The organism is Desulfurispora sp., from assembly GCF_052744395.1.
This window is the reverse complement of sequence record NZ_JBRAJI010000018.1, coordinates 1-24,202: the sequence shown is the minus strand read 5'-3', so window position 1 is coordinate 24,202 and position 24,202 is coordinate 1. Positions and strand designations below refer to the sequence as shown.

The 24,202-nt window shown below is 60.7% G+C and carries 27 protein-coding genes; 22 read left to right on the top strand and 5 right to left on the bottom strand.

Annotated elements, in window-relative coordinates; all coding sequences use genetic code 11:
* The first annotated feature begins 50 nt into the window (after positions 1-50).
* The 5 genes from carA to pyrF are packed head-to-tail and all read left to right on the top strand — an operon-like array spanning position 51 to position 6,898.
* Complete coding sequence (gene carA / locus ACUVTU_RS06600; RefSeq protein WP_445889166.1) at positions 51-1,127, top strand: glutamine-hydrolyzing carbamoyl-phosphate synthase small subunit; 1,077 nt, start codon at positions 51-53, stop codon at positions 1,125-1,127.
* A 3-nt stretch (positions 1,128-1,130) separates the two neighbouring features.
* Positions 1,131-4,364: a carbamoyl-phosphate synthase large subunit gene (carB, locus tag ACUVTU_RS06595; protein WP_445889165.1), complete on the top strand. Its 3,234-nt coding sequence runs from the start codon at positions 1,131-1,133 to the stop codon at positions 4,362-4,364.
* Entirely contained in the window at positions 4,361-5,242 is an 882-nt protein-coding gene (locus ACUVTU_RS06590) for a dihydroorotate dehydrogenase electron transfer subunit (protein WP_445889164.1), read from the top strand. Before carB ends, ACUVTU_RS06590 begins: the two co-directional genes overlap by 4 nt.
* Entirely contained in the window at positions 5,239-6,156 is a 918-nt protein-coding gene (locus ACUVTU_RS06585; protein WP_445889163.1) for a dihydroorotate dehydrogenase, read from the top strand. The genes ACUVTU_RS06590 and ACUVTU_RS06585 overlap by 4 nt, the downstream gene beginning before the upstream one ends.
* A 19-nt stretch (positions 6,157-6,175) precedes the next feature.
* Positions 6,176-6,898, top strand: coding sequence for an orotidine-5'-phosphate decarboxylase (pyrF, locus tag ACUVTU_RS06580; protein ID WP_445889162.1), 723 nt, complete (start codon positions 6,176-6,178; stop codon positions 6,896-6,898).
* A gap of 85 nt (positions 6,899-6,983) precedes the next feature.
* Here the strand turns inward: pyrF and ACUVTU_RS06575 are convergent, their stop codons facing one another.
* Positions 6,984-7,163 (bottom strand): small, acid-soluble spore protein, alpha/beta type, encoded by a 180-nt coding sequence (locus ACUVTU_RS06575; RefSeq protein ID WP_018084917.1) that lies wholly within the window; start codon positions 7,161-7,163, stop codon positions 6,984-6,986.
* 169 nt (positions 7,164-7,332) lie between these two features.
* On the opposite strand from ACUVTU_RS06575, the gene ACUVTU_RS06570 reads away from it, so the two are divergent.
* Together ACUVTU_RS06570 and pyrE are read left to right on the top strand one after the other, a co-directional pair.
* Positions 7,333-7,770 carry a hypothetical protein gene (locus tag ACUVTU_RS06570; protein ID WP_445889161.1) on the top strand — a complete coding sequence of 146 codons (438 nt, stop codon included), beginning with the start codon at positions 7,333-7,335 and terminating at the stop codon, positions 7,768-7,770.
* Between the two features lie 36 nt (positions 7,771-7,806).
* A complete protein-coding gene (gene pyrE, locus ACUVTU_RS06565) occupies positions 7,807-8,394 on the top strand; it encodes an orotate phosphoribosyltransferase (RefSeq protein WP_445889190.1) in 588 nt (195 codons plus the stop codon).
* Here pyrE and ACUVTU_RS06560 read toward each other — a convergent pair.
* A complete protein-coding gene (locus tag ACUVTU_RS06560; RefSeq protein WP_445889160.1) occupies positions 8,391-10,181 on the bottom strand; it encodes an Rqc2 family fibronectin-binding protein in 1,791 nt (596 codons plus the stop codon). The genes pyrE and ACUVTU_RS06560 overlap by 4 nt on opposite strands.
* A gap of 293 nt (positions 10,182-10,474) precedes the next feature.
* Between ACUVTU_RS06560 and ACUVTU_RS06555 the strand changes: the two genes are divergently transcribed.
* From ACUVTU_RS06555 to coaBC, 12 genes are all read left to right on the top strand, one after another.
* Positions 10,475-10,849 (top strand): hypothetical protein, encoded by a 375-nt coding sequence (locus tag ACUVTU_RS06555; protein WP_445889159.1) that lies wholly within the window; start codon positions 10,475-10,477, stop codon positions 10,847-10,849.
* On the top strand, positions 10,846-11,688 hold the full coding sequence (locus ACUVTU_RS06550) for a GGDEF domain-containing protein (protein ID WP_445889158.1): 843 nt from the start codon (positions 10,846-10,848) through the stop codon (positions 11,686-11,688). The genes ACUVTU_RS06555 and ACUVTU_RS06550 overlap by 4 nt, the downstream gene beginning before the upstream one ends.
* Positions 11,689-11,733: 45 nt before the next feature.
* Positions 11,734-11,952: a hypothetical protein gene (locus ACUVTU_RS06545; protein ID WP_445889157.1), complete on the top strand. Its 219-nt coding sequence runs from the start codon at positions 11,734-11,736 to the stop codon at positions 11,950-11,952.
* Between the two features lie 169 nt (positions 11,953-12,121).
* A complete protein-coding gene (locus tag ACUVTU_RS06540; RefSeq protein ID WP_445889156.1) occupies positions 12,122-14,857 on the top strand; it encodes a calcium-translocating P-type ATPase, SERCA-type in 2,736 nt (911 codons plus the stop codon).
* Positions 14,858-14,999: 142 nt separating this feature from the next.
* Positions 15,000-15,866 (top strand): diaminopimelate epimerase, encoded by an 867-nt coding sequence (gene dapF, locus ACUVTU_RS06535; protein ID WP_445889155.1) that lies wholly within the window; start codon positions 15,000-15,002, stop codon positions 15,864-15,866.
* Between the two features lie 91 nt (positions 15,867-15,957).
* Positions 15,958-17,136 (top strand): LL-diaminopimelate aminotransferase, encoded by a 1,179-nt coding sequence (locus ACUVTU_RS06530; RefSeq protein ID WP_445889154.1) that lies wholly within the window; start codon positions 15,958-15,960, stop codon positions 17,134-17,136.
* A gap of 96 nt (positions 17,137-17,232) precedes the next feature.
* Complete coding sequence (locus ACUVTU_RS06525; RefSeq protein WP_445889153.1) at positions 17,233-18,426, top strand: pyridoxal phosphate-dependent aminotransferase; 1,194 nt, start codon at positions 17,233-17,235, stop codon at positions 18,424-18,426.
* A gap of 113 nt (positions 18,427-18,539) precedes the next feature.
* Positions 18,540-19,424 carry a YicC/YloC family endoribonuclease gene (locus tag ACUVTU_RS06520; protein ID WP_445889152.1) on the top strand — a complete coding sequence of 295 codons (885 nt, stop codon included), beginning with the start codon at positions 18,540-18,542 and terminating at the stop codon, positions 19,422-19,424.
* Between the two features lie 20 nt (positions 19,425-19,444).
* Positions 19,445-19,735 (top strand): extracellular matrix/biofilm regulator RemA, encoded by a 291-nt coding sequence (gene remA / locus ACUVTU_RS06515; RefSeq protein ID WP_445889189.1) that lies wholly within the window; start codon positions 19,445-19,447, stop codon positions 19,733-19,735.
* Positions 19,736-19,738: 3 nt separating this feature from the next.
* Positions 19,739-20,341: a guanylate kinase gene (gmk, locus tag ACUVTU_RS06510; RefSeq protein ID WP_445889151.1), complete on the top strand. Its 603-nt coding sequence runs from the start codon at positions 19,739-19,741 to the stop codon at positions 20,339-20,341.
* Positions 20,342-20,360: 19 nt separating this feature from the next.
* Positions 20,361-20,579 (top strand): DNA-directed RNA polymerase subunit omega, encoded by a 219-nt coding sequence (gene rpoZ / locus ACUVTU_RS06505; protein WP_445889150.1) that lies wholly within the window; start codon positions 20,361-20,363, stop codon positions 20,577-20,579.
* 15 nt (positions 20,580-20,594) lie between these two features.
* Complete coding sequence (gene coaBC / locus ACUVTU_RS06500) at positions 20,595-21,803, top strand: bifunctional phosphopantothenoylcysteine decarboxylase/phosphopantothenate--cysteine ligase CoaBC (protein ID WP_445889149.1); 1,209 nt, start codon at positions 20,595-20,597, stop codon at positions 21,801-21,803.
* A gap of 107 nt (positions 21,804-21,910) precedes the next feature.
* Here coaBC and ACUVTU_RS06495 read toward each other — a convergent pair whose 3' ends face one another.
* The 3 genes from ACUVTU_RS06495 to ACUVTU_RS06485 all read right to left on the bottom strand — a co-directional run bounded on the left by ACUVTU_RS06495 (position 21,911) and on the right by ACUVTU_RS06485 (position 23,311).
* Positions 21,911-22,270, bottom strand: a complete 360-nt coding sequence (locus tag ACUVTU_RS06495; protein ID WP_445889148.1) for a CGGC domain-containing protein — start codon at positions 22,268-22,270, stop codon at positions 21,911-21,913.
* A 75-nt stretch (positions 22,271-22,345) separates the two neighbouring features.
* The gene (locus ACUVTU_RS06490) at positions 22,346-22,639 is read right to left on the bottom strand and encodes a hypothetical protein (protein WP_445889147.1); all 294 of its coding nucleotides are present in this window, start codon (positions 22,637-22,639) and stop codon (positions 22,346-22,348) included.
* A 3-nt stretch (positions 22,640-22,642) separates the two neighbouring features.
* Positions 22,643-23,311 carry an NUDIX hydrolase gene (locus ACUVTU_RS06485; protein WP_445889146.1) on the bottom strand — a complete coding sequence of 223 codons (669 nt, stop codon included), beginning with the start codon at positions 23,309-23,311 and terminating at the stop codon, positions 22,643-22,645.
* 91 nt (positions 23,312-23,402) lie between these two features.
* Between ACUVTU_RS06485 and ACUVTU_RS06480 the strand changes: the two genes are divergently transcribed.
* The 3 genes from ACUVTU_RS06480 to ACUVTU_RS06470 all read left to right on the top strand — a co-directional run bounded on the left by ACUVTU_RS06480 (position 23,403) and on the right by ACUVTU_RS06470 (position 24,103).
* Positions 23,403-23,576: a hypothetical protein gene (locus ACUVTU_RS06480; RefSeq protein ID WP_445889145.1), complete on the top strand. Its 174-nt coding sequence runs from the start codon at positions 23,403-23,405 to the stop codon at positions 23,574-23,576.
* 51 nt (positions 23,577-23,627) lie between these two features.
* Positions 23,628-23,864: a hypothetical protein gene (locus tag ACUVTU_RS06475; protein WP_445889144.1), complete on the top strand. Its 237-nt coding sequence runs from the start codon at positions 23,628-23,630 to the stop codon at positions 23,862-23,864.
* A 77-nt stretch (positions 23,865-23,941) separates the two neighbouring features.
* A complete protein-coding gene (locus ACUVTU_RS06470; RefSeq protein WP_445889143.1) occupies positions 23,942-24,103 on the top strand; it encodes a hypothetical protein in 162 nt (53 codons plus the stop codon).
* Positions 24,104-24,202: the final 99 nt, after the last annotated feature.

Sequence of the window (24,202 nt, the reverse complement as noted above, 5' to 3'; positions counted from 1 at the left end):
GGTAAATGGACAGAATCAAGTCAGGGCAAGGAATAAGGGGGAATGAAACTATGCAGGCCATACTGGCACTGGAGGACGGCACTGTTTTTACGGGCAAGCCTTTCGGGGCCCGCACCACCCGCTGGGGGGAAGTGGTCTTCAATACGGGCATGACCGGTTACCAGGAAATACTCACCGATCCCTCCTACTGCGGTCAGATCGTGGTGATGACCTACCCGCTGATTGGCAACTACGGCATCAACCGGGAGGATTTTGAAGCGCACAGATCCTTTGTGCGCGGCTTTGTGGTGCGGGAGGACTGCGACCTGCCCAGCAACTGGCGGGCCAGCTACCGGATCAGCGATTTTCTGGCCCGGGAAGGCGTACCGGGCATTTCCGGTATTGACACGCGGGCGCTGACCCGGCACCTGCGCAACCACGGCACCATGCGCGGCGTACTCAGCACCGAGGGGGGCGAGGTGGCCGCTCTGGTGGAGCAGGCCAGAAGCTGCCCGCAGCTGACCGGTCAGCAGCTGGTGCCCGAGGTGGCCACTGCCGAGGCCTATACCCTGCCCGGCCCGGGCAAGCGGGTGGTGCTGATTGACCTGGGTTCCAAGCGCAACATTATCCGCTCCCTGCAGGAGCGGGGCTGCGAGATTGTGGTGGTGCCGCCCCACAGTTCGGCGGAGGAGATTTTAGCCTATCAGCCGGACGGGATTCTGCTCTCCAACGGCCCGGGCGATCCGGTGGATGTGCCCCAGACTATTGCAACGGTGCGCCAGCTGCTGGGCCAAAAACCCCTTTTCGGCATCTGCCTGGGGCACCAGGTGCTGGCTCTGGCCCTGGGAGCCCGGACCTACAAGATGAAGTTCGGCCACCGCGGCGCCAACCACCCGGTGAAGGATTTGACCACCGGCCGGGTGTACATCACCTCGCACAACCACGGCTTTTCCGTGGATGAGAGCAGTATGGCCGGCTGCGGTCTGGTGGTCACCCATGTCAACCTGAATGACCACACGGTGGAGGGGATGCGCCATACCAGTTTGCCGGTATTCTCGGTGCAGTATCACCCCGAGGCGGCACCCGGGCCCCACGACTCCACCTATATTTTCGACCAGTTTCTGCAGATGATGAACGGGGAGGGTTAAAGCATGCCGCTGCGCCGGGATCTGCGCAAAGTGATGGTCATAGGTTCGGGGCCCATTGTGATTGGTCAGGCCGCCGAGTTCGACTATGCCGGTACCCAGGCCTGCCGGGCCCTGAAGGAAGAGGGGCTGGAAGTGGTGCTGATCAACAGCAATCCGGCCACCATCATGACCGACGGGAATATGGCCGACCGGGTGTATATCGAGCCCATCACGCCCGAATTTGTCACCCGGGTGATCGCCAAAGAACGGCCCGACGGCCTGGTGCCCGGTCTGGGCGGCCAGGTGGGGCTGAACATGGCCAAATATCTGGCCGAGAGCGGGGTGCTGGAGCAGTACGGTGTGGAACTGCTGGGCACCCCCCTGGAAGCCATCCGGCGGGCCGAAGACCGGGAAGGTTTCAAGTCCACCATGCAGAGCATTGGCCAGCCGGTACCGCCCAGTTTGGTGGTGGAAAGCGTGGAGCAGGCGCTGGATTTCGCCCGCAGTGTGGGTTACCCGCTGGTGGTGCGTCCGGCCTATACACTGGGCGGCACCGGCGGGGGCATGGTCTACAACCAGGAAGAGCTGGTGGCCGTAACCAGCCGGGGGCTGAAAGCCAGCCCCATCGGCCAGTGCCTGATTGAATGCAGCGTGGTGGGCTGGAAGGAAATTGAGTTTGAGGTGATGCGGGACAACGCCGACAACTGCATCACTATCTGCGGCATGGAAAACATTGACCCCATGGGCATCCACACGGGCGACAGCATTGTGGTGGCCCCCATTCAGACCCTCACCGATCAGGAATATCAGATGCTGCGCAGCGCCTCCATAGACATCATCCGCGCCCTGCAGGTGGCCGGCGGCTGCAATGTGCAGTTTGCCCTGGATCCCCACAGCTTCAACTATTATGTGATTGAGGTCAATCCGCGGGTTTCCCGTTCCTCGGCGCTGGCCTCCAAAGCCACCGGTTACCCCATTGCCAAGGTTTCGGCCAAAATTGCCGTGGGCCTGAATCTGGACGAGATCAAAAATGCGGTGACGGGCCAGACTTACGCCTGCTTCGAGCCCGCCCTGGACTATGTGGTGGTGAAATATCCCCGCTGGCCCTTTGACAAGTTCAGCCAGGCCGACCGGCTGCTGGGCACCCAGATGAAGGCCACCGGTGAAGTGATGGCCATAGACCGCAGCCTGGAGGGTGCCCTGATGAAAGCGGTGCGCTCCCTGGAAATCGGCCGGGCCGGCCTGAAAAGCGCCGAATTGCAGCGCCTGAACCAGGAGCAGCTGGAGGTGGCCCTGCGGCAGGCCGACGACCGGCGGCTGCTGGTGGTGGCCGAGGCGCTGCGGCGGGGCATGCTCCTGGAGCGCATTCAGCGCCTGACGGGCATAGATGCCTTTTTCCTGCGCAAACTGGCCCACCTGGTGGAGCTGGAAAAGCAAATCGAGCAGGCGGGACTGGCCGGGCTGGACCAGGAGCTGCTGTACCGGGCCAAACAGTGGGGTTTTGCCGATGCCTACCTGGCCGAGCTGCTGGGCTGCCGGGAGGAGCAGGTGCGGGAGCTGCGCAGCCGCTACGCCATCCGGCCGGTGTACAAGATGGTGGACACCTGCGCGGCCGAGTTTGAGGCCGAAACGCCCTATTTTTACTCCTGCTACGACGGGGAGGACGAGGCCATACCGGGAACCGGCCAGAAAGTGGTGGTGCTGGGCAGCGGTCCCATCCGCATCGGTCAGGGCATCGAGTTCGACTACTGCTGCGTACACTCGGTCTGGGCCCTGCGCGAAATGGGTTATGAGGCCATCATCATCAACAACAACCCCGAGACGGTCAGTACGGATTTTGACACTTCCGACCGGCTGTATTTCGAACCCCTGCTGGCCGAAGACGTGCTGCACGTGCTGGAAAAGGAGCAACCGCTGGGCGTGATTGTGCAGTTCGGCGGCCAGACGCCCATCAATCTGGCCGGGCGCCTGCAGCAGGCCGGGGTGCGCATTCTGGGCTCTTCGGTGGAGAGCATTGACACCGCCGAGGACCGGCAGCGCTTTGACGCCCTGCTGGCCGAACTGGACATCCCCCGTCCACCCGGCCGTACGGTTTTCTCGGTGGATGAGGCGGTACAGGTGGCCCGGGAAATCGGTTATCCCGTCCTGGTGCGCCCTTCCTATGTGCTGGGGGGACGGGCCATGGAGATTGTCTACAACCAGGAGGAACTGCTCGGTTACATGCAGCACGCCGTGCAGGTCAACCCGCAGCACCCCGTGCTGGTGGATAAATACCTGCTGGGCGAAGAGCTGGAAGTGGACGCTATTGCCGACGGGGAGAGCGTGCTCATTCCCGGGATCATGCGCCACATCGAGCGGGCCGGGGTGCACTCGGGGGACAGCATTGCGGTTTATCCGGCTGGCGTGCCCTTCAAGGTGCAGCAGCAAATCGTGGACTACACTACCCGGCTGGCCAGAGCTCTCCATGTGCGCGGCATGATCAACATCCAGTATGTGCTGCACCAGGGCAGCGTCTATGTGCTGGAAGTCAACCCGCGGGCCAGCCGCACCGTGCCCTATATGAGCAAGATCACCGGTATTCCCATTGTCAATCTGGCCACCCGGGTGATTATGGGTCAGAAGCTGGCCGATCTGGGCTACCGCAGCGGCCTGCATCCCGCGCCGGGGGTATACGGCATCAAGGCACCCGTGTTCAGCTTTGCCAAGCTGACCCAGGTGGACGTGACGCTGGGCCCGGAAATGAAATCTACCGGTGAAGTGATGGGCGCGGACAGCAATTACGCCCGGGCCCTGTACAAGGCGCTGGTGGCCTCGGGCCATACCTTCCCCCGCCAGGGGGCTATACTGGTGACGCTGGCCGACAAGGACAAACAGGAGGCGCTGCCCCTGGTGCGCTGCCTGTCCGGCATGGGCTTTCGCCTGTACGCCACTACGGGTACGGCGCAGTTTTTGAGCGCCAGCGGTCTGCCGGTGGAACATGTGCATAAAATCCGCGAAGGTACGCCCAATATTATCGACCTGATCCGCTCGGGAGAGATCCGGCTGGTGCTGAATACTCTGACCCGGGGGCGGGCTCCCGAACGGGATGGCTTCCAGATCCGGCGGGCGGCAGTGGAGTACGGGGTGCCCTGCCTGACCTCGCTGGATACGGCCTGGGCTATTTGCGAGGTGCTCAGTTCCATTCAGGAGGGCGACCCCATAGAAGTGCTGGCCCTGCAGGACTATGCCGGGAGCGGAGCAGGAGCGGTAAAGGCATGAAGTATCAACTTTCCTGCACAGTGCTGGAACAAAGGCCCGCGGGTGCGGACTGTTATGAGCTCACTTTGCTGGCGCCGCCCGTGGCCGCGGTCGCCCGGCCGGGGCAGTTTGTGCACCTGGTCTGCCGGGCCCCGGGCAGCCAGGACCCTCTGCTGCGCCGTCCTTTGAGCATTTTTGCCGCCAATGACCGGCAGGGCACGGTTTCTCTGCTGTACCGGGTGGTGGGCAGGGGAACAGCCTGGCTGGCCGCGCTGTCACCCGGCACCCGGGTGGATCTGCTGGGACCGCTGGGGCACGGCTTTGATCTGGAGCAAGCGCGGGGCGGGGAACCGGTGCTGCTGGTGGCCGGCGGTATGGGCGTGGCTCCGCTGCACTTTCTGGCCACAGCTTTGCAGAGCCAGTTGCCGGCCGGCCAGGTCATTTTCTATTACGGAGCGGCCACCGGCCGCCAGCTGCTGCTGCAGGACCGCCTGGCGGCGCTGGCCGGCAGGTTGATCATCTGCACCGATGACGGCAGCCGGGGCCGGGCCGGGCCGGTTACCGCGCCGCTGGCGGACAATCTGGCCGCTCACCCGGCCGGCGTGATCTACAGCTGCGGGCCGCGCCCCATGCTGGAGGCGGTGGCCGCACTGGCGGCGCGGCATAATCTGCCCTGTCAGGTTTCCCTGGAAGAAAAAATGGCCTGCGGTGTGGGGGCCTGCCTGGGTTGTGCCTGCCGCACCTACCGGGGGGACGGACAGGTTGGCGCTAGCGGGGCGGGCGGGCAGGAGTCGCCCTCCTACAGCCTGGTCTGCACGGACGGCCCGGTTTTTGACGCCCGGGAGGTCTTCCCGGTGTCCGGCCAAGAGTCTGACCGGTGGGCGGAGGGAGAAAAATGAACCTTGATTTAACTGTAAACCTGGGCGGCATCGCCATGGCCAATCCGGTCACCGTGGCTTCGGGCACCTTCGGTTACGGCCGGGAGTATGCCGGTTTGGTTCATTTGGAGCGGCTGGGGGCGATCATTGTCAAGGGAACCACCCTGGAGCCCCGGCCCGGCAATCCGCCGCCCCGCCTGGTGGAGACACCGGCCGGTCTGCTCAACGCCATCGGCCTGATGAACCCGGGAGTGGAGGCCTTTGTGCAGCAGTACCTGCCTGATCTGCAGGCGCTGGGTGTGCCCGTGATTGTCAACATTGCCGGCAATACGCTGGAGGAATACGCCGCTCTGGCCGCCCGTCTGGAACAGGTGGAGGGGGTGGCCGGGCTGGAAGTGAACATTTCCTGTCCCAATGTCCACAGAGGCGGCCTGCAGTTCGGCAGCGATCCGGAAATGGCCGCCCGGGTCACCCGGGCGGTGAAAGAGCACACCCGGCGGCCCGTGATTGTCAAACTCTCACCCAATGTCACCAGCATCACCGAACTGGCCCGGCGGGTGGCTGAGGCCGGTGCGGACGCCCTGTCCCTGATCAACACTTTGCCGGGCCTGGCCATAGACATTCACACCCGGCGCCCGGTGCTGGGCAATGTGCTGGGCGGTCTCTCCGGGCCGGCCATCAAACCGGTGGCCCTGCGCTGTGTCTGGCAGGTGTACCGGGAGGTGCGCCTGCCCATCCTGGGCATGGGGGGCATCAGCTGTGCCCGGGATGCCCTGGAGTTTATCATGGCCGGGGCCAGTGCCGTGGCCATCGGGACAGCCAATTTTGTAAATCCCCGGGTGAGCGAGGAAGTGCTGGAGGGCATCCGCGAGTTTATGCTGGCCCAGGGGGTCAAAGAGATCAAGGAGCTGGTGGGGGTGGCCCACAGCGGGTAAGATGGGAGATGCTGACAAATTGATTCAGGCTAAAGAAAAGTTGATTATCGCCCTGGATGTGCCCGACCGGCCGAGTGTGCGGCATTATGTGACCATGCTGGTCCCGTACACGGGCCTGTTCAAAGTGGGCATGGAGCTGTACTACAGCCAGGGTCCGGCCATCATTGAGGAAATCAAAAACCTGGGGGGCAGGATTTTCCTGGATCTCAAGCTGCACGACATCCCGCGCACCGTGGGCCGGGCGGTGAGCGTGCTGGCCGGTCTGGGCGTGGATATGCTCAATGTGCACGCCGCGGGCGGGCTGGCCATGCTCCAGGCCGCCGCGGCAGCGGCGCAGCAGGCTTCCCGGAGGCCGCTGCTGATCGCGGTCACCGCTTTGACCAGCCTGGATGAGCGGGCCTGGCGGGAGGAAGTGGGCTTTGCCCGCAGCATTGGCGAAAAAGTGCGGGACTGGGCCGGGCTGGCCAGGCAGGCCGGCCTGCAGGGCGTGGTGGCTTCACCGCGGGAGATTGAGCTGATCAAGGCCCACTGCGGCCGGGATTTTCTGGTGGTCACACCCGGGATCAGGCCGGCCGGCAGTGCGCCGGGCGACCAGAAGCGCACCCTGACGCCCGGGGAGGCCGTTGCCGCCGGGGCCGACTATCTGGTGGTGGGGCGGCCCGTCCTGCAGGCACCCGATCCGGTGGCGGCCGTCAGGCAGATCCTGGAGGAGATGCACCGGGCGGTGTCGCGGAAGGTATAGTGCTGCTGCCCGGTGCGCCAGTCCAATGCCTGTCGATCCCAATCAAAAAGGCCGGAAGTTTTCCTTCCGGCCGCTGCCGCGGCTGTTAAACCTGCAGCAGAGATTGCTCGGCCCGCTGAATGGCCAGCTTTACCAGGTTACCGCAGTCACGCGAGCTCACCGAACCAAAGTCACCTTCCCGGGCTACAATATCGGCAACCCCCAGTTCTTTGGCCAGCTCAAACTTGAGCCTGTCGGACATCACCCGGTTGCGGCGCCTGCTCATCGGCCAGCCCTCCTTTGATTAATCAGCCACGGCTGCAAATATAGTATGTCTACCTGTGCGGAAAAAAAAAGTACAAAAATATTCCCCGCTTGCCTGGTTATGATAATATGTGTATCATACAACATAGCGGCAAACTTTGCTTACAAATTGCACCAGGAGGCGAGGATGAGTGATTCAAAGACGGCGCATCTGGCAAAGTGTGGGAATATTGCTGCTGCTGATGGCCCTGTTGACCGGCTGTGGCAAGTACAACCCGTATAAACAGCTGGGTGTGAGCAGCAAGGACATTCCCAACTATCAGGTCAGCGGTGAGGTCTTCCATGAGCAAAAAGTGGGGGATCAGGAGGTTAAAGCGGTCTGGGCCACGGTAAACGTCAAGGGTTTCAGCGAGGAGCAGGCCAAAAAGGTGCTTGCCGACTATATCAGCAAGCAGATGGACAAGCGCAATTTCATTTCCGTGATTGTCAAAGAGACTAAAACCGAAAAGAAGAAGCTCCTGTACGAGGGCGTGTATTTGGGCCATAAAGAGGCGGCCAGTATGGCCGGCAAAGATGTGCAAAAAATAGAAAAATATCCGGTGATCTTCTATAACAAAATCGAAAGATAAGCGGCTGGCAGCAGCCGCTTGTTTTGCGAAAGGATGATGATCGTGCGTACCGAGGAGATTATGCAAATATTCCACCAGACCGGTGCCCTGCTGGAGGGCCATTTTCTGCTCAGCTCGGGCCGGCACAGCGACCGCTATTTCCAGTGCGCCCTGGTGCTGCAATATCCGGAATATGCCTCCCGTCTGGCCCGGGCGCTGGCCGAGCGCATAGAACTGCCGGCCATTCAGACGGTGGCGTCACCGGCACTGGGCGGGGTGATTGCCGGGTACGAAGTGGCCCGGGCGCTGGGAGTGCGCAGCATTTTTGCCGAGCGGGAAAACGGCCGCATGACATTGCGGCGCGGCTTCAGCATCAGCCCGGGGGAACAGGTGGTGGTGGTGGAGGATGTGGTGACCACCGGCGGTTCGGTGCGGGAAGTGATGCAGGTGGTGCGTGAGGCCGGCGGTGTGGTGGCCGGCGTGGCCGCGCTGGTGGATCGCAGCGGCGGCCGGGTGGACTTCGGTGTGCCGCTGTGGTCGCTGGTGCAGCTTAAGGTGCAGAGCTATGCGCCGGACGATTGTCCGCTCTGCCGCCAAGAGCTGCCCGTGGTCAAGCCGGGCAGCCGGCAGCAGCCGGGCAGTTAATCCGGTGTGCCGGAGCTGTTCAGCAGTTTTTCCACCAGTTCGGGATCCGGGCGGACATAAAGAGTTTTTTGCTCCTCGTAGATGACATAACCCGGTTTGGCGCCTTTGGGCTTGCGCACATGCTTGCGCAGCGTATAGTCCACGGGGACCGAGGTGGCCTCCCGGGCCCGGCTGAAGTAGGCGGCCAGACAGGCGGCCTGCAGCAGGACATCTTCGGGTACGGGCCGGCCGGCAGTGCGGATGAGCACATGGGCGCCGGGAATGTCCTTGGTGTGCAGCCAGATGTCCTCCGGCCGGGCCAGGCGCATGGTGATATGGTCGTTCTGCCGGTTGTTTTTGCCCACCAGCACCTGGTAATCTCCGGGCAGGAGCAGCTTTAACGGCTGGGGCTCCCGGGGTGGCGTTTTGTCACTTTTCCGGGCTCCGGTTTCCGCGCGCTCCGGTGCCAGGTAGCCTTCATCCACCAGTTCCCGGCGGATTTGCTGCAGGGTTTCCGGCTCCTCGGCCAGCTGTACCGAGGTTTCTACCTCTTGCAGGTAGGCCAGTTCCTGGCGGGACTGCTCCAGCCGGGCGGTGGCCGCCTGCCGGGTGGCCCGGGCCTTGTTGTATTTTTTAAAATAGGCCTGGGCATTCTGGGACGGCGTCAACTGCGGATCCAGGGGGATGCTCACCGGCGGGCTGTCGGGTTCATAGTAATTTTCCGCCTCCAGCACCGCATCCCCTTTCTGCAGCCGGTAGAGGTTGGCAGTAACCAGTTCCCCGTAAATGCGCCATTTTTCCGCATCTGCGGCGCCCTGCAGGCTTTCGGCCTGCAGGGCAATGATTTTCTCCAGCCGGGAAATTTCCCGCCGGGTGACCGCCAGCAGTGCCTGTTTTAAGCTGGCCGTTTGTTCCTGTTTTTTCTGCCAGTGGTAATATAAGTCCACTATTTCCATCATACTGGCACCCTGCACAAGGTGACAGCCGTCAAGATGGGTGAGGGGCAAAGCGGCGAAATCATTGGGTATGTTTTTTTGCCAGGCCAGGCAGGGAGCAAACCGGCCGGCAGCGGCAGAAGTGAAAATTTCCCGCGCGGTGCGCCAGAGCGAGGTTATTTCATACTGGCCGCACTGCTCCACCTTAGCCCCGGGTTCCAGTCCGGCCCGAAAACAGATCTCCCGGGCCAGCACCGGACTGACCCCGTTCAGGATCTGCTGCAGGGCGGTGGGCACGGGCAACTGCCACTCCTGTTCCAGCAGCAGGGCGGCGAACCGCTCTTCGCTCACCTGCCCGGGGTTGGCTTTGGGCTGAGCGGGCGGGGCGATGTAGGGCCGGCCGGGCAGCACTTCGCGGTGCCGGCTGACGCTGTGGGAGTAACGGCGGATCCCGTCGATGATCTGCTGCCGGTCGTCCAGCAGGATCAGGTTGCTGTGCTTGCCCATGATTTCACAGACCAGCCTTTTTTCCGCCAGGCGGCCCAGCTCGTCCAGCGCCTCGATGGTGATGTGCATGATTCTGTCCAGCCCCTGCTGCTGGATGCCAGTGATGCGCCCGCCTTCCAGATGCTTGCGCAGCAGCATACAAAAGGCGGGAGGATTTACCGGATTGGTTTTGCTGTGCCGGGTCAGGTGCACCCGGGCCAGCCGGGCGTGCGCGGAAAGCAGCAGACGGCTATCCCCGCGGGGCGAATGCAGCAGCAGGTGCACCTCGCTGCTGTCGGGTTGGAATACCCGCTCAATGCGGTATCCTACAATGGCTTGATTGAGTTCGTGGCAGATGGCGGCCATCACCAGAGAGTCGTAAGGCATGGTCATTCCTCTTTTCCGTATGGTGGCTGTTACCTTGCCGCCAGCCGGACGGGCGGTTTACAGCCAGTGCGAGGTCAGTATAATATTTCCTTCCGGCGAGTGTCAACCTGTTTGAGCTTATCTTTCGAACAGTTTAATGTTACTAATTATCATGACAGTATTTTAAAATAACCAATGGTAATATTGTTAAAATTATGGGTGTTTACAGTCTGGATATTGCCAGAGTTTTAGATAAAATGATAAATTAGTAATATGGAAAATAATATCTAAATAATAAAAAGGATGTCGAGAGAGTGTCTGTTGGCGGAACTAGTAAAATTTTTGAACAACCGGCCAACCGTACCGCCGAGGTGCGCCTGCGCCTGTCCGAGTTTGAGATCCCGCCCATGCAGGATGCCCTGCTGGTGGGCCGGCGGGCGCCCATTGGCCCGGAAGCGGCCCGGCGGATGGTGGATGCCCTTTCACCAGAGCAGTACCAGATTCTGCGCATTGATCACGAAGTCTTTGAAGCGGTGGTTATCCGTAAAATATTGCTGAACTTGATGCCCCAGGATAAACTGCTGGCTCTGCTTTTGGACGAGGGGTCCCGGGTGGGGACGGTGGACAGCGTGTTAAGAGTACAGGTCAATATTGAGATTCTGGTCAGCAAGATGGTGGATCTGTCATGATGGTAGCCGATTTGATGAACACACAGGTTATTACTGTGGATTCCGGGGTAAGCGTGGCGTCTGCTGTGCGGCTGATGGATGAGCACAACATCAGCTGTCTGCCGGTGCTGGAAGATGGACGCCTAGTGGGCATCATTACCGCCCGCGATGTGCGCAACGCCCACCCCAACCGTTTGGTGGCCGACGCCATGACGGCAGACCCGCTGTGCGTAACTCCGGATGATACTCTGGAGAAAGCCCTGCAGCTATTTACCGAAAAGAGTGTGGAAAAATTGCCCGTGGTTCAGGGTGACCGGTTGGTGGGCATGGTTACCCGGGATGAGCTGCGGGTATTGCAGGCTACATTAATTGACTGGCTGACCGGTATTCCCAGGCTACCCTATGTTTATTTCGCTGCCGGCAATTGTCTGAAAAAGCGGCAGCCGTTTTCGGTTATTTTCCTCGACCTGGACAACTTTGGTCAAATTGATAAAAGTATCGGGCATGTGCAGGCCGACCGGTTGCTGCAAAGCTTTGTTGCTTTTTTGCAAAAAACCATTGACCCGCATACAGACAAACTGGCCCGCTATGCCGGCGATGAGTTTGTTATTCTGACATCCCGCACCCTGGATGCGGCGGCTTTTCTGGCCCGTCGGATTATTCAGCAATGCCGGGAGAAGAGCTGGGATTATGGTGTGCAGCTAAGTTGCAGCGCCGGGGTGAGCCACTGGGCCGGCCGGGGCGGCCGGGGTTCTGCTGATGAGTTGCTGGGTGAAATCATCAATGCGGCCAGTCTGGCTTCCACCCGGGCCAAGAAAATGGCCCAGCGGGTATGTGTGATCAGTGGCGGTTCATCTTAGATAACTGGTCGGTGAAAAATCAGACGGTGCGGGAGTGAGTCGGCTGTGCGCTATGGCAGGGGAGGCGTGCATCTGGTGCCCGGGCAGCGGGTGCGCCTGTGGCCGGGTGACACCTATGCCAAGTACGCCCGGGTGGAAAAGGTGGAAGCGGCCGGGGTGACCTTTCGTATTATTGCCGTGGATGCCGGGGAGAAGGTCTATGTTCCCGGCGATTTGATCCGGCTGCCCTGGTCGCATATCAATGTGCGCTATATTAAATCTTGAAACTTATCCCGGCCTGGTGTTTGCCGTTGGAACTGACGGCAGCATATGCCTGCGCTTATGTTTTGGACCCTGACAGCCTCCGGTGGACAACCGGAGGTTATTTTTTGGAGGGACAGGCATAAACATTATTTTGACAGGCAAATGATGGTAAATAAAGGAGTGTTGGTCTATGCCCGGTCAATGGCATACGCTTACCGGTGGGGAAGTGGCTCGCCTGCTGGCAGTGGACCCGGCCCAGGGCCTGGGGGAAAAAGAGGCCGAGGCCCGCTACCGGGAGGTGGGTCCCAATGATCTGCCCCGCCAGCAGGGTGTCCCCCTCTGGCAGATGTTTTTCCACCAGTTCAGGGATTTCATGGTGCTGGTGCTGCTGGCCGCTACCGCCATATCCGGTCTGCTGGGCGAATATGCCGATGCAGTGACCATTTTGCTGATTGTGGTGCTAAACGCCGCGCTGGGGGTGCTGCAGGAATACCGGGCGGAAAAGTCTCTAGCCGCTCTGCAGAAATTGACCGCCCCCGAAGCCCGGGTACTGCGCGGCGGTATGGAGAAAAAAATTCTGGCCGCCCGCCTGGTGCCGGGCGATATTGTCCTGCTGGAGGCCGGGGACAGGGTGCCGGCCGATTTGCGGCTGCTGCAGGCGGCGCAGCTGGAAGTGGAGGAGTCCATTCTGTCCGGCGAGTCAATGCCTGTGCGCAAGGACCCGGCGGTCGCTGGCAGCGGAGCCGGTGAGCACCGCAATATGGCCTTCATGGGCACCATGGTCACCCGGGGGCGCGGCCGGGGGGTGGTGGTGGCTACCGGGCTGGCTACCGCAATGGGGCAGATAGCCCGCCTGCTGGCCGGGACGCAGCAGGAGTCCACGCCCCTGCAGCGCCGGCTGGCGCAGCTGGGTGGCTACCTGGTGGCCTTTTGCTTGCTGATCTGTGCTGCTGTGGTAGTGCTGGGGGTTTACCGGGGGGCGCCGCTTTACAATATGTTCCTGGCCGGGGTGAGCCTGGCGGTGGCGGCTATTCCTGAAGGGCTACCGGCCATTGTTACTGTAGTGCTGGCGGTGGGAGTGCAGCGCATGGCCCGCCGCCAGGCCATCGTGCGCCGTTTGCCGGCCGTGGAAACGCTGGGCTGTGCCACGGTGATCTGCGCGGATAAAACCGGTACCATCACCCAGAACAAGATGCAGGTGCGGCAGGTGGTGACGGCGGGCGGCACCCGGGCCGAAATCACCGGCCAGGGATATGAGCCGCGCGGCCGGGTAAAACTGCTGCAGGGACGGGAAGGCCGGGACTGGCAGCTGTTAATGCAGGCGGCGGCAATTTGCAACAATGCGCTGCTGAAAAAGGGCGGACTGTCCATAGGCGGCTTTTTCCGCAGCCGGGCGGCCGGAATGGCCGATGGCTGGCAGGTGCAGGGCGATCCCACCGAGGGGGCGCTGCTGGTGATGGCGGCCCGCTGTGGCTACTGGCGGGAAAAGCTGCTCCAGCCGGAAGATGTCCTGGCCGAGCTGCCCTTTGAGTCGGAAAGAAAGAGGATGACCGTGCTGGTGCGGGAAAAGACCGGCCCGGTGGCCTACACCAAAGGGGCGCCCGATGTACTGCTGGAGCTGTGCACCCAGGTCTGCCGGGGTGAGCAGATAGTCCCGCTCACCGATGAAATCAGGAAAGAAATTATCCAACAGCACAGTGAGATGGCCGCCGCGGCCCTGCGCGTACTGGCTTTTGCCTGGCGCCCGCTGCCGTCCGGGGAAGGGGAGTATTCGCCGGATACTGTGGAGCGCGAGATGGTCTTTCTGGGTCTGGCCGGCATGTACGATCCACCGCGGCCCCAGGTGAGCGGGGCGGTAGCGCTGTGCCGTAGGGCTGGTATCAAGACCGTGATGATTACCGGGGATCACAGTTTGACGGCCCAGGCGGTAGCCCAGGAAATTGGGCTGCTGGGACGGGGAGATCAGATTCTCACCGGACAGGAACTGGACCGACTATCCGATCAGGAGCTGAGTGCCCGGGCCGATAAAGTCAGCCTGTACGCCCGGGTGTCACCGCAGCACAAACTGCGCATTGTGCGGGCTTTGCAGGAAAACGGCCACGTGGTGGCCATGACCGGGGACGGTGTCAACGATGCGCCGGCGGTGAAAAAGGCCGATATCGGCATTGCCATGGGCCAGTCGGGCACCGATGTGACCAGGGAGGCGGCCGGTATGGTGCTGGCCGACGACGATTTCTCCACCATTGTGGCCGCGGTGGAAGAAGGGCGGGGGATTTATGACAACATCCGCAAATTCATCCGCTATTTGCTGTCCTGCAATGTGGGTGAAGTGCTGGTGATGTTTGTGGCGGTGCTGGCCGGCCTGCCGCTGCCCCTGCTGCCCATGCAGATCCTCTGGATGAACCTGGTTACCGACGGCCTGCCGGCCATGGCCCTGGGTATGGATCCCTACGACCGGGACATCATGTACCGGCCGCCCCGCCGGCCGCGGGAGAGCATCTTTGCCGGGGGGCTGGGCTGGCGGATTCTGGGCAGCGGCATGCTGATTGCCGCGGGCACACTGCTGATCTTTGTCCTGGCCTGGTATCAAACCCACCAGCTGGATCTGGCCCGCACCATGGCTTTCAATACACTGGTTTTCTTCCAGCTGTTCTATGTTTTCAGCTGCCGTTCGGAGCATCACAGTATCTGGGAAGTGGGCCTGACCAGCAATCCCTACCTGCTGCTGGCGGTAGGGGTTTCCACGGCACTGCAGTTGCTGGTGAACTATGTTCCTCTGCTGCAGCGGCTTTTCCATGTGGTGCCCCTTCCTGCCGCCCAGTGGGGGTTGATCTTGCTGGTGACCGCACTGTCGCTTCTGTTGGGTACAGTATACAAAATGCTGCAAAAACGCCTGAGAGAAAAAATTATGTATCTGCGGGTCTAAAAGGACATAATTAAGCAGGAAACGGGCTATTTTTAATGAATAAAGTAAAGGGATGTCAAGCCGGAAAAAGCAGGCAGGACGGCGGGGTTGTCCATGCGCCGGCCTGTCCTGTCTTTCTTTATGAACAAGGGGTGGCACGAGTTTGCAGTTTATCAAAATGCATGGTCTGGGCAATGATTTTGTCGTGGTCAACTGGCTGGGGCAGCCCGAACCGCCCTGCCGGGAAGCCGACTTGAGCGGTCTGGCCCGGCGGGTTTGCGACCGTCACTTCGGGATCGGGGCGGACGGCCTGGTGCTGCTGCGCCCATCAAAAACGGCCGATGTGCGGATGCAGATCATCAATTCGGACGGCAGTGAGGCGGAAATGTGCGGCAATGCCATCCGCTGTGTGGCCCTGTACCTCTACAGCCAGGGTCTGGTGCCAAAGCGGCTGTTGGAGGTGGAGACCGGAGCTGGCATCATGCGCCCGGAAATAGTCCTTGCGCCCGACGGCAGTGTCAGCGGCGTGCGGGTGGATATGGGCCAGCCCCGTCTGGAGCGGGGGCAGATTCCCATGCAGGGACCGGCCGGCCGGGTGGTGGACGAACCGCTGGCTGCCGCCGGTCAGGAGTTCAGAGTTACCTGCGTTTCCATGGGTAACCCGCACTGTGTGATTTTTGTGCCCGATGTGGCGCAGGTGCCTCTGGCCGAATGGGGGCCGCAGGTGGAGAACCATCCGGCTTTTCCCCGCAAAACCAATGTGGAATTTGTGCAGGTGCTGGGCCGGGATGAGGTGCGCATGCGGGTTTGGGAAAGGGGCGCCGGCTCCACCCTGGCCTGTGGCACCGGAGCCTGTGCCACAGCTGTTGCGGCCAGTTTGAACGGCCTGACCGGGCGGCGTGTCCGGGTCAACCTGCCGGCCGGAGCGCTGGACATCCACTGGGCCGATGACGGGCGTGTCTATATGACCGGACCGGCCACTGCTGTATTTACGGGCAATTACACCGATCCTCTGCTGCCCGGCGTGTAGGGGCGGGCTGGTAGCTGACACTGGCCGCAGTCATATCACTCCTGGCCGGTCGCCTGGCCAATGGAAATCTAGCAGGAAAGGATGAGCAAACTTGCCCTTTGCCGAAGCGCAACGCATCAAAAATCTACCTCCGTATTTGTTTGCCCGTATTGAAAGGCTGATTGCGGACAAAAGAGCGGCCGGGGTGGATATCATCAGCCTGGGCATCGGCGACCCCGACCTGCCCACACCCGACTATATCATTGATGAGCTCTGCCGCCAGGCCCGGGTGGCCGAGAATCACCAGTATCCTTCTTCCGTGGGCCTGCTCTCCTACCGGCAGGCAGTAGCTGACTGGTACAAACAGCGCTTTGGGGTGGAACTGGATCCCCAAACCCAGGTGGTTTCCCTGATTGGCTCCAAGGAAGGCATTGCCCACATCTCCTGGTGCTACCTGGATCCGGGGGACATTGTGCTGGTGCCCGATCCGGGTTATCCGGTCTACGCGGGCGGGGCCATTTTGGCCGGTGCCCGGCCCTACTACATGCCTTTAACCCGGGAAAACGGCTTCCTGCCCGATCTGGAGGCCATCCCCGCCGACATTGCCCGGCAGGCCAAAATGATGTTCATCAATTATCCTAATAACCCTACCGGCGCGGTGGCCGACGAGGCCTTCTACCGGCGGGTGATTGAATTCGCCCGGGAATACAACATCCTGGTCTGCCACGACGCGGCCTATTCCGAGGTTTCCTACGACGGCTACCGGCCGCCCAGCTTTTTGCAGTTCCCCGGAGCCAGCGAAGTGGGTATAGAGTTCAACTCGGTCTCCAAAGCCTACAACATGACCGGCTGGCGCATCGGCTGGGCCGCCGGCAATCCGGCTGTGGTGGAAGCGCTGGGCCGGCTCAAGTCCAACCTGGATTCCGGGCAGTTTCAGGCCGTGCAGTATGCCGCCATGGCCGGTCTGACCGCGCCCCAGGACTTTGTTTTCCAGATGCAAAAGGTTTATCAGGAGCGGCGCGACCTGCTGGTGGACGCCCTGAATGAAATGGGCTGGCAGCTGGAGAAGCCGCGGGCTACTTTCTACATCTGGGCGCCCGTGCCCCGGGGCTACACATCGGAAAGTTTTGCCGAAGCCGTGCTGGAAAAGGCCGCCGTGGTGCTCACGCCCGGTACGGGCTACGGTCCCAGCGGGGCGGGGTATGTGCGCATGTCTCTGACCCTGCCCACCGTTCGCCTGCAAGAGGCGGTGGAGCGCCTGAAGAAGCATATCGGGCCGGTCAGCTTTTAGCAGCCGGTGCGGACCTGGCCCTGGAACGGCCCACCGGCTGCATTAAGAATAGATTTGGGGGAAACATGATCATTCAGCAAGGAGGACTCATATAAAATGAACCTGGCACAACGCGCCCTGGGCATCAGCCCTTCTCCCACCCTGTCCATTGATGCCAAAGCCAAGAAAATGATCGCCCAGGGGCTGGATGTGATCAACTTTGGCGTGGGCGAACCCGACTTCGATACCCCGCAGCACATCAAAGATGCGGCTATAGAAGCTCTGCAAAAGGGCATGACCAAATATACGGCCGTGGCCGGCACCGACCAGCTCAAGCAGGCCATTGTGAACAAATTCAAGCAGGACAACGGCCTGGAGTACCAGCCGGGCCAGATAGTGGTTTCCTGTGGTGCCAAGCACTCGCTGTACAATGCCTTTCAGGTGCTCTGCCAGCCTGGCGATGAAGTGATCCTGCCCGCACCTTACTGGGTGAGCTATCTGGAGCAGATTAAACTGGCCGGAGCGCAGCCGGTGATTGTGCCCACCCGCCAGGAAAACGATTTTAAACTTACGGTGGCTGAGCTGGAAGCGGCCATTACCCCCCGCACCCGCCTGATCATCCTGAACAGCCCCTCCAACCCCACCGGGTCGGTGTATACCCGGCTGGAACTGGCGGCGCTGGGCGAGGTGCTGGTCAAGCACGGCATAGTCATTATTTCTGATGAAATATATGAAAAACTGCTCTACGACGGGCTGGAGCATGTGAGCATTGCCGCTTTGAGCCCCGAGCTCAAGGAGCTGACCGTGGTGATCAACGGTGTCTCCAAGGCCTATGCCATGACCGGCTGGCGGATTGGCTATGCTGCGGCGCCGCCGGCTGTGGCCAAAGCCATGGCCGACCTGCAGAGCCACTCCACCTCCAACCCCACCTCGATTGCCCAGGCCGCCAGTGTGGCTGCCCTGACGGGCACCCAGCAGCCGCTGCAGGAAATGCTGGTGGAGTTTAACCGGCGGCGCGACTTCATGCTGGAGAAAATCCGCCAGATCCCCGGTGTGCAGTGCCGTCAGCCCGGGGGAGCCTTTTACCTCTTTCCCAATGTGAGCAGCTATTTCGGTAAGTCTTACCGGGGCAGAGTGGTGCAAAACGCTTCCGACCTGGCTGATCTTCTGCTGGAGGAAGCCAAAGTGGCCCTGGTGCCGGGTGTGGCCTTTGGTGATGACCGGTTTATCCGTCTGTCCTATGCCACATCTATGGAAAAGATTGCGCAGGGCCTGGAAAGGATTGCCGCCCTGCTGGCAGGGATAAAATAATTTTCTGAAACGGGAGTGCAGGAAGTATGGTTTGTTCTAAATTCCTGCACTTTTCTTTGCCGCGGGACCGTCACTGTACCGGAAAATTGATCATATAAACTGGAGTGATGCAATTGCCTTACAGCATGACTGGTTATGGACGGGGTGAGGCCAGCGGGTGCGGCAAAAAATTTGTGGTGGAACTGAAAACCGTCAACCACCGCTATGTGGAGGTGCACCTGCGTTTTCCCCGCAATTTCAATTCCCTGGTGCTGGAAGAAAGGGCCCGCCGCATGATTCTGCAGACCGTGGCCCGGGGCCGGGTGGATGGCTATATTTCCGTAGAAGACATCGGGGAAAAAAATGCCGCCGTGCAAGTTGACAAAGAACTGGCGGCGGCTTATTATAAGGCAATGAGGGAAACCCTGACAGAGCTCGGTATATCTTCCTCAATTGAGCCAGAGCACCTTTTTTCGCGTCCGGGAGTGCTCAGCCTGATTGAGCCCGAAGTGGATGTGGAGGAACTGTGGGGTGTACTGGAAACTGCCGTCAGGGGCGCGCTGGAGCAGCTGCTGGAAATGCGGCGCGTGGAAGGAGATAAACTTCGGGCTGATTTGCTGCAGCGCCTTGATTTGGTGGCGGGTTACACCCGGGAAATCCAGGCCCGCTCCCCGCTGGTGGTGGACGAATACCGCCAGCGCCTGGAACAGCGTCTGGCCGAGATTTTGCCGGACAATCTGCCCGATCAGCAGCGCCTGATGCAGGAAGTGGCCCTGTATGCCGAGCGCTGCAGCATCACCGAGGAACTGGTGCGCCTTTTCAGCCACCTGGAGCAGGCCAGAGTCATCCTGAACCAGGAGGGGACTGTGGGGCGCAAAATGGATTTTCTGCTGCAGGAAATGAACCGGGAAGTTAATACCATTGGCTCCAAGTCATCTGATTTGCCGATCAGCCGCACCGTGGTGGAAATCAAGAGCGAGCTGGAAAAAATCCGCGAACAGGTGCAAAACCTGGAGTAGCAAAGATTGAGGTGGAAGACGTGGAGATTAAACTGATTAACATTGGTTTTGGCAATATCGTGTCGGCCAACCGGATTGTGGCCATTGTCAGTCCGGAATCGGCCCCGATCAAACGGATCATCTCGGATGCGCGCGAGCGGGGCATGCTGGTGGACGCCACTTACGGACGCCGCACCCGGGCGGTGATCATCACGGACAGCGAGCATGTAATACTCTCGGCCGTCCAGCCCGAGACCGTGGCCCATCGCCTGTACACCAGGGAAGTGGGAGCCAGCCAGAGCCATGACCACAATGGTGAAGAGGACGAATAACCCATGTCGGAAGGTTTGTTGCTGGTAATTTCCGGCCCGTCCGGAGCGGGAAAGGGCACGCTCTGCCGCGATCTCTGCCAGCGCTATCCCCAGGTCAGCCTGTCCATTTCGGCCACCACCCGGCCGCCCCGGGCCGGCGAAGAGCACGGGCGCGAATATTACTTTCTCAGCCGGAAAGACTTCGAGGAGCGCATGCTGGCTGGCGGCTTTCTGGAGTGGGCCACCTATCTGGGCAATTACTACGGCACACCGCGCGAGCCGGTGCAAACCATGCTGGCCCAGGGACGCGATGTGGTGCTGGAGATCGATGTGCAGGGGGGACTGCAGGTCCGGCAGGCTTATCCGGCCGCCGTACTGATTTTCGTGCTTCCTCCCGACTGGCAGACCCTCAAGCAGCGCCTTTTGGGGCGCGGTACGGAAGACAGCCGGGCGGTGGAAGAGCGCCTGGGAGTGGCGCTGGGTGAGCTGGAACTGATCTCCCGCTATGACTATCTGGTGATCAATGACCACCTGGCCACGGCGGTGGAAACGGTGGCCTGCATCATCAGGGCGGAGAAATGCCGGACGGTAAGAAACAGATTGCCCGCGGGCTGGAAAAATCCTTAGCGTGGGGGGAGCATGCAGCATGAACCAGGTCAGTCTGGACAATCTGATGGACAAAGTGGACAGCCGCTACACGCTGGTGGTGGTCGCCGCCAAAAGAGCGCGGATGCTGACCGAGCGCCGGGACAGCGAAAAAAACGGTGAGGAACAGCCGGTGAAAAAAAAGCCGGTAACTTTGGCCCTGGAAGAGATCATGGCGGGCCGGATCGCCTACCGCCGTACCAGACAGGGCATTAAATAACGGATGTGAGTGATGATGCTGCAGGGGAAACAGATTACCCTGGGGGTCAGCGGCGGCATTGCCGCCTACAAGGTGGCCGATCTGGCCAGTAAACTGACTGCCCGGGGTGCCGCGGTGCACGTTATACTGACCGCCGCCGCGGCAAAATTTGTGGGACCGGTGACCTTCGCCGGGGTGACCGGCAACCCGGTTCACCAGGATCTGTTTGCCGGATCGCCGGACTTTGCCATTCCCCATATTGATCTGGCCAGCCGGGCCGACCTGCTGGTAATTGCACCGGCCACCGCCAACGTGCTGGCCAAACTGGCCGCCGGTCTGGCCGACGACCTGCTGTCCGCCACCGCGCTGGCCGCCACCTGTCCGGTGCTGGTCTGCCCGGCCATGAATGCGGCCATGTACCGGCATCCGGCGGTGCAGAAAAACCTGCAGGTACTGCGCTCTTACGGCTATCACATCCTGGAACCGGCCAGCGGGCGCATGGCCTGCGGCACGGTGGGCCAGGGCCGGCTGCCGGAACCGGCCGTGATTCTGGAGGAAATTTGCCGGCTGCTGCAGCCGCAGGGCGACCTGAGCGGATTGCAGGTGCTGGTGACGGCGGGCGGCACCCGGGAGCCCATTGATCCGGTGCGCTACATCTCCAACCGCAGCTCGGGCAAAATGGGTTATGCTCTGGCGCAGGCCGCCCTGCAGCGCGGCGCGCGGGTGACCCTGGTGACCGCCCCCACCGCTCTGATCCCCCCGCCGGGAGCAGAGGTGGTGCGAGTGGAAACCGCCCGGCAGATGCTGGAGGCGGTGCTGGCCGTTTACGAGCGGATGGATGTGGTGATCAAAGCAGCCGCCGTGGCCGACTACCGCCCGGCCCGGGTGGCGGAACACAAAATTAAGAAAAGCGAGGCAGCGCTGGTGCTGGAGCTGGAGAAAAACCCGGACATCCTGGGCCAGCTGGGCCGGCACAAGCGTCCCGGTGTTACCCTGGTGGGCTTTGCCGCCGAGACCAGCGACCTGCTGCAAAACGCCGCGGAAAAGCTGCGCCGCAAAAACCTGGACCTGATTGTGGCCAATGACGTGACCGTGCCGGGAGCCGGTTTCGGCAGTGATACCAACATAGTCAAGCTGCTCTACGCCGACGGCCGGGTGCAGGATGTGCCGCAAATGGACAAGCTGGAACTGGCCCATCTGATCTGGGATGAGGTGCTGGGGCTGCGCCGCCAGGCTGAACAGTAATACAAAAAAGCACGGCAGAACAGGCTGCCGTGCTTTTATTCATGGCTGAAAAAACCTGGTTGCTGAAAAAAGCCCTGTCCCGGGCCGGCCGGGCCGGGTGTGGAAAATTAGTAATTGTGGGTGCCGATGACCACCGGCTTGCCGAACTTGTTCTGCAGCATCTGGGATATTTTTTCCAGGTTGATGGGGCAGGCAGCGGTCTGGTTGGCCTTGACCATACAGGTGCCCAGGTGGATGGCGTCGATGTCCACATCCAGGTAGTCGGCCATTTCCATCACCAGCTGGGATTTGGGCATGACCAGACCGGGGCAGTCGCCGCAGCCAAACATGGCCACCACGCGCACATCGTCATCGTAGCGGGCAAATTCGCCGTCTTTTTTCTCGGAAGCCTTGAAGCATTTCAGGCAGGCCATGCAGTGGATGTCGCGGATTTTGGCGCAGGTGATAATGGCGATCTTTTTACTCACAACAAGATACCTCCTGCAGGTGTAATTATTCTGTTCATTGGATTTCGCCGCGGCCTGGTTTTATCCTGCAGGAGTTCAAAAAACTTTGAGGGTTTGGGACACCTTGATGGTTTCCGGCAGCTGGGCGGACAGCTTCTGGCGGATAATTTCCCGCAGTTTGTCCAGGGTGGCGGTTTTGCCAATCACCTGGTCGCCCAGCACATAATATGGCCGCAGGGACAGGTCGGTAGACAGATCGGCGGCACTCACTTCATCCAGCACCACTTCCAGCTGACCGGCGAACTCCTCCTCCAGGCACAGGGCCTGGTAAAGCATGTGGCGGCAGCTGGCACCGGCCGGTTTGGTTAAACATAGTACCAGTTTCAGCACTTTTTAACTCCTCCTACTGTAGACCGGATGGGCGGGCCAGAGCAGCTGGCAGAAATGAAAGAGGATTTTGGCAGTGAAGCCCCAGATAAAGTAATCCCGGTATGTAAAATAGTACATGGGAAAAGCGGCTCTTTTCTGCCAGCCCGTGCCGTAGGTGCTGGGAATACGGTGGAAAGGAAAGTCGGCGGCATAGCGGGTGGCCACCTCAAAGCGGGAAATGCCGGGCGGATTTTCGGCCAGATGCTGCAGGGGAACCGTGAACACCTCGGCGACCTCCTGACGGGCGGGCCGCAAGTCGGCGGTGTGGATGATGCCCACATAAGGGTGCAGCAGTATGCCGTAGGGGATGACCAGCCGGCCCAGCTCACCCAGTATCTCCACCTGTTCCGGCGCTATGCCCAGCTCCTCACAGGTTTCCCGCCGGGCGGCCAGGTGGGGCGGTTCGCCCGGCTCCAGGCGGCCGCCGGGAAAACAGACTTCGCCGGGCTGGCGGTTTAATTCGGCCGCCCGCACCTCAAAAAGCACGGCCGGCTCTCCGCTGTCGTACCGCAGCAGGGGCAGCAGCACGGCGGCGTGATAGTACTGCTCCTCGTCGATGAGCAGCCGGCCGGTGTTTGGCCCGGCCGGGATCAGCAAACCGGGCAGGCGGCTGAGCAGATCTTTCCAGTGCATAAAAAACTTCTCCTGAAAATATTGTTAACTTAGACTATTTTATTATAGCATGTTAGATAACGTTACTGACGGGTATATTTGGGGGAGAGTGATGAATTTGCAGCCGGTGATTTTTGCTGCGGTGGGTTGCCGGTCCTGGCAGCGGGCCCTGGAGATCCAGGTCCGGGGTCTGCCGGTGGCTTTTGCCACCATGGACGGGCAGGCGGTGCAGGCGGCCCTGGGGCTGGCCCGCAAAGTAGCCATATACTTTTACGAGTCGGGGTGAAATGACGACCGGCGCATTCTCGCCGGGGGCGAGATCACGGGCTACTGGCCGGTGCCTGCTGATGCGGATAATATAGAGCAGCTGGTGAGCGCTTTTGAGGAATACTGGCCGCTGCAGTGGCGGGAGAGTGTGCTCTGGCCGCAGGAGCCTTTCAGCTACCATGCCGGCTGGGAAGGTTTTCTGGCAGTGCGGCTGAGCGATATGAATCCGGCCCGGGAAATGCCCGAACTGGTTCGCCAGCTGCGTCAGGACCCGGCCTGCCGGGTGTTTATGATCATGGTGGGTTGAACCACATTTGCCATTGGACTGGCATTGTGGTAATATAGCAGTAAGTGAAAATCATCACTACAGGGGTGAGCAGGAGATTGGTTTGTGTAAACTGCCGCAGCCGGCTGATACCGGTAAAAACCGCCAGCCCGCAGATGATCGTGGACATATACGATCTGGACTTTGTCAACTGCCAGGAAGCAGTGATCTGGTGCTGTGAGATTTGCGGGTATACCAGGGTAACCTGTGTGCAGGAGTAGTGCTGGTGCAGGCCGTGCCGCGTTGCGGGCACGGTCTGTTAGTTTATACCTGAATCCGTGAAATAAATTTTTAAAAACCATTGATATTCTGCGATATTT

What these genes read in the sequence shown, in the direction of transcription:
- carA (WP_445889166.1), top strand. Translation starts at nt 51, where the DNA reads ATGCAGGCCATACTGGCACTGGAGGACGGCACTGTTTTTACGGGCAAG.
- carB (WP_445889165.1), top strand. Translation starts at nt 1,131, where the DNA reads ATGCCGCTGCGCCGGGATCTGCGCAAAGTGATGGTCATAGGTTCGGGG.
- ACUVTU_RS06590 (WP_445889164.1), top strand. Translation starts at nt 4,361, where the DNA reads ATGAAGTATCAACTTTCCTGCACAGTGCTGGAACAAAGGCCCGCGGGT.
- ACUVTU_RS06585 (WP_445889163.1), top strand. Translation starts at nt 5,239, where the DNA reads ATGAACCTTGATTTAACTGTAAACCTGGGCGGCATCGCCATGGCCAAT.
- ACUVTU_RS06575 (WP_018084917.1), bottom strand. Translation starts at nt 7,163, where the DNA reads ATGAGCAGGCGCCGCAACCGGGTGATGTCCGACAGGCTCAAGTTTGAG.
- pyrE (WP_445889190.1), top strand. Translation starts at nt 7,807, where the DNA reads ATGATCGTGCGTACCGAGGAGATTATGCAAATATTCCACCAGACCGGT.
- ACUVTU_RS06560 (WP_445889160.1), bottom strand. Translation starts at nt 10,181, where the DNA reads ATGCCTTACGACTCTCTGGTGATGGCCGCCATCTGCCACGAACTCAAT.
- ACUVTU_RS06550 (WP_445889158.1), top strand. Translation starts at nt 10,846, where the DNA reads ATGATGGTAGCCGATTTGATGAACACACAGGTTATTACTGTGGATTCC.
- ACUVTU_RS06540 (WP_445889156.1), top strand. Translation starts at nt 12,122, where the DNA reads ATGCCCGGTCAATGGCATACGCTTACCGGTGGGGAAGTGGCTCGCCTG.
- ACUVTU_RS06525 (WP_445889153.1), top strand. Translation starts at nt 17,233, where the DNA reads ATGAACCTGGCACAACGCGCCCTGGGCATCAGCCCTTCTCCCACCCTG.
- gmk (WP_445889151.1), top strand. Translation starts at nt 19,739, where the DNA reads ATGTCGGAAGGTTTGTTGCTGGTAATTTCCGGCCCGTCCGGAGCGGGA.
- rpoZ (WP_445889150.1), top strand. Translation starts at nt 20,361, where the DNA reads ATGAACCAGGTCAGTCTGGACAATCTGATGGACAAAGTGGACAGCCGC.
- coaBC (WP_445889149.1), top strand. Translation starts at nt 20,595, where the DNA reads ATGCTGCAGGGGAAACAGATTACCCTGGGGGTCAGCGGCGGCATTGCC.
- ACUVTU_RS06485 (WP_445889146.1), bottom strand. Translation starts at nt 23,311, where the DNA reads ATGCACTGGAAAGATCTGCTCAGCCGCCTGCCCGGTTTGCTGATCCCG.
- ACUVTU_RS06480 (WP_445889145.1), top strand. Translation starts at nt 23,403, where the DNA reads ATGAATTTGCAGCCGGTGATTTTTGCTGCGGTGGGTTGCCGGTCCTGG.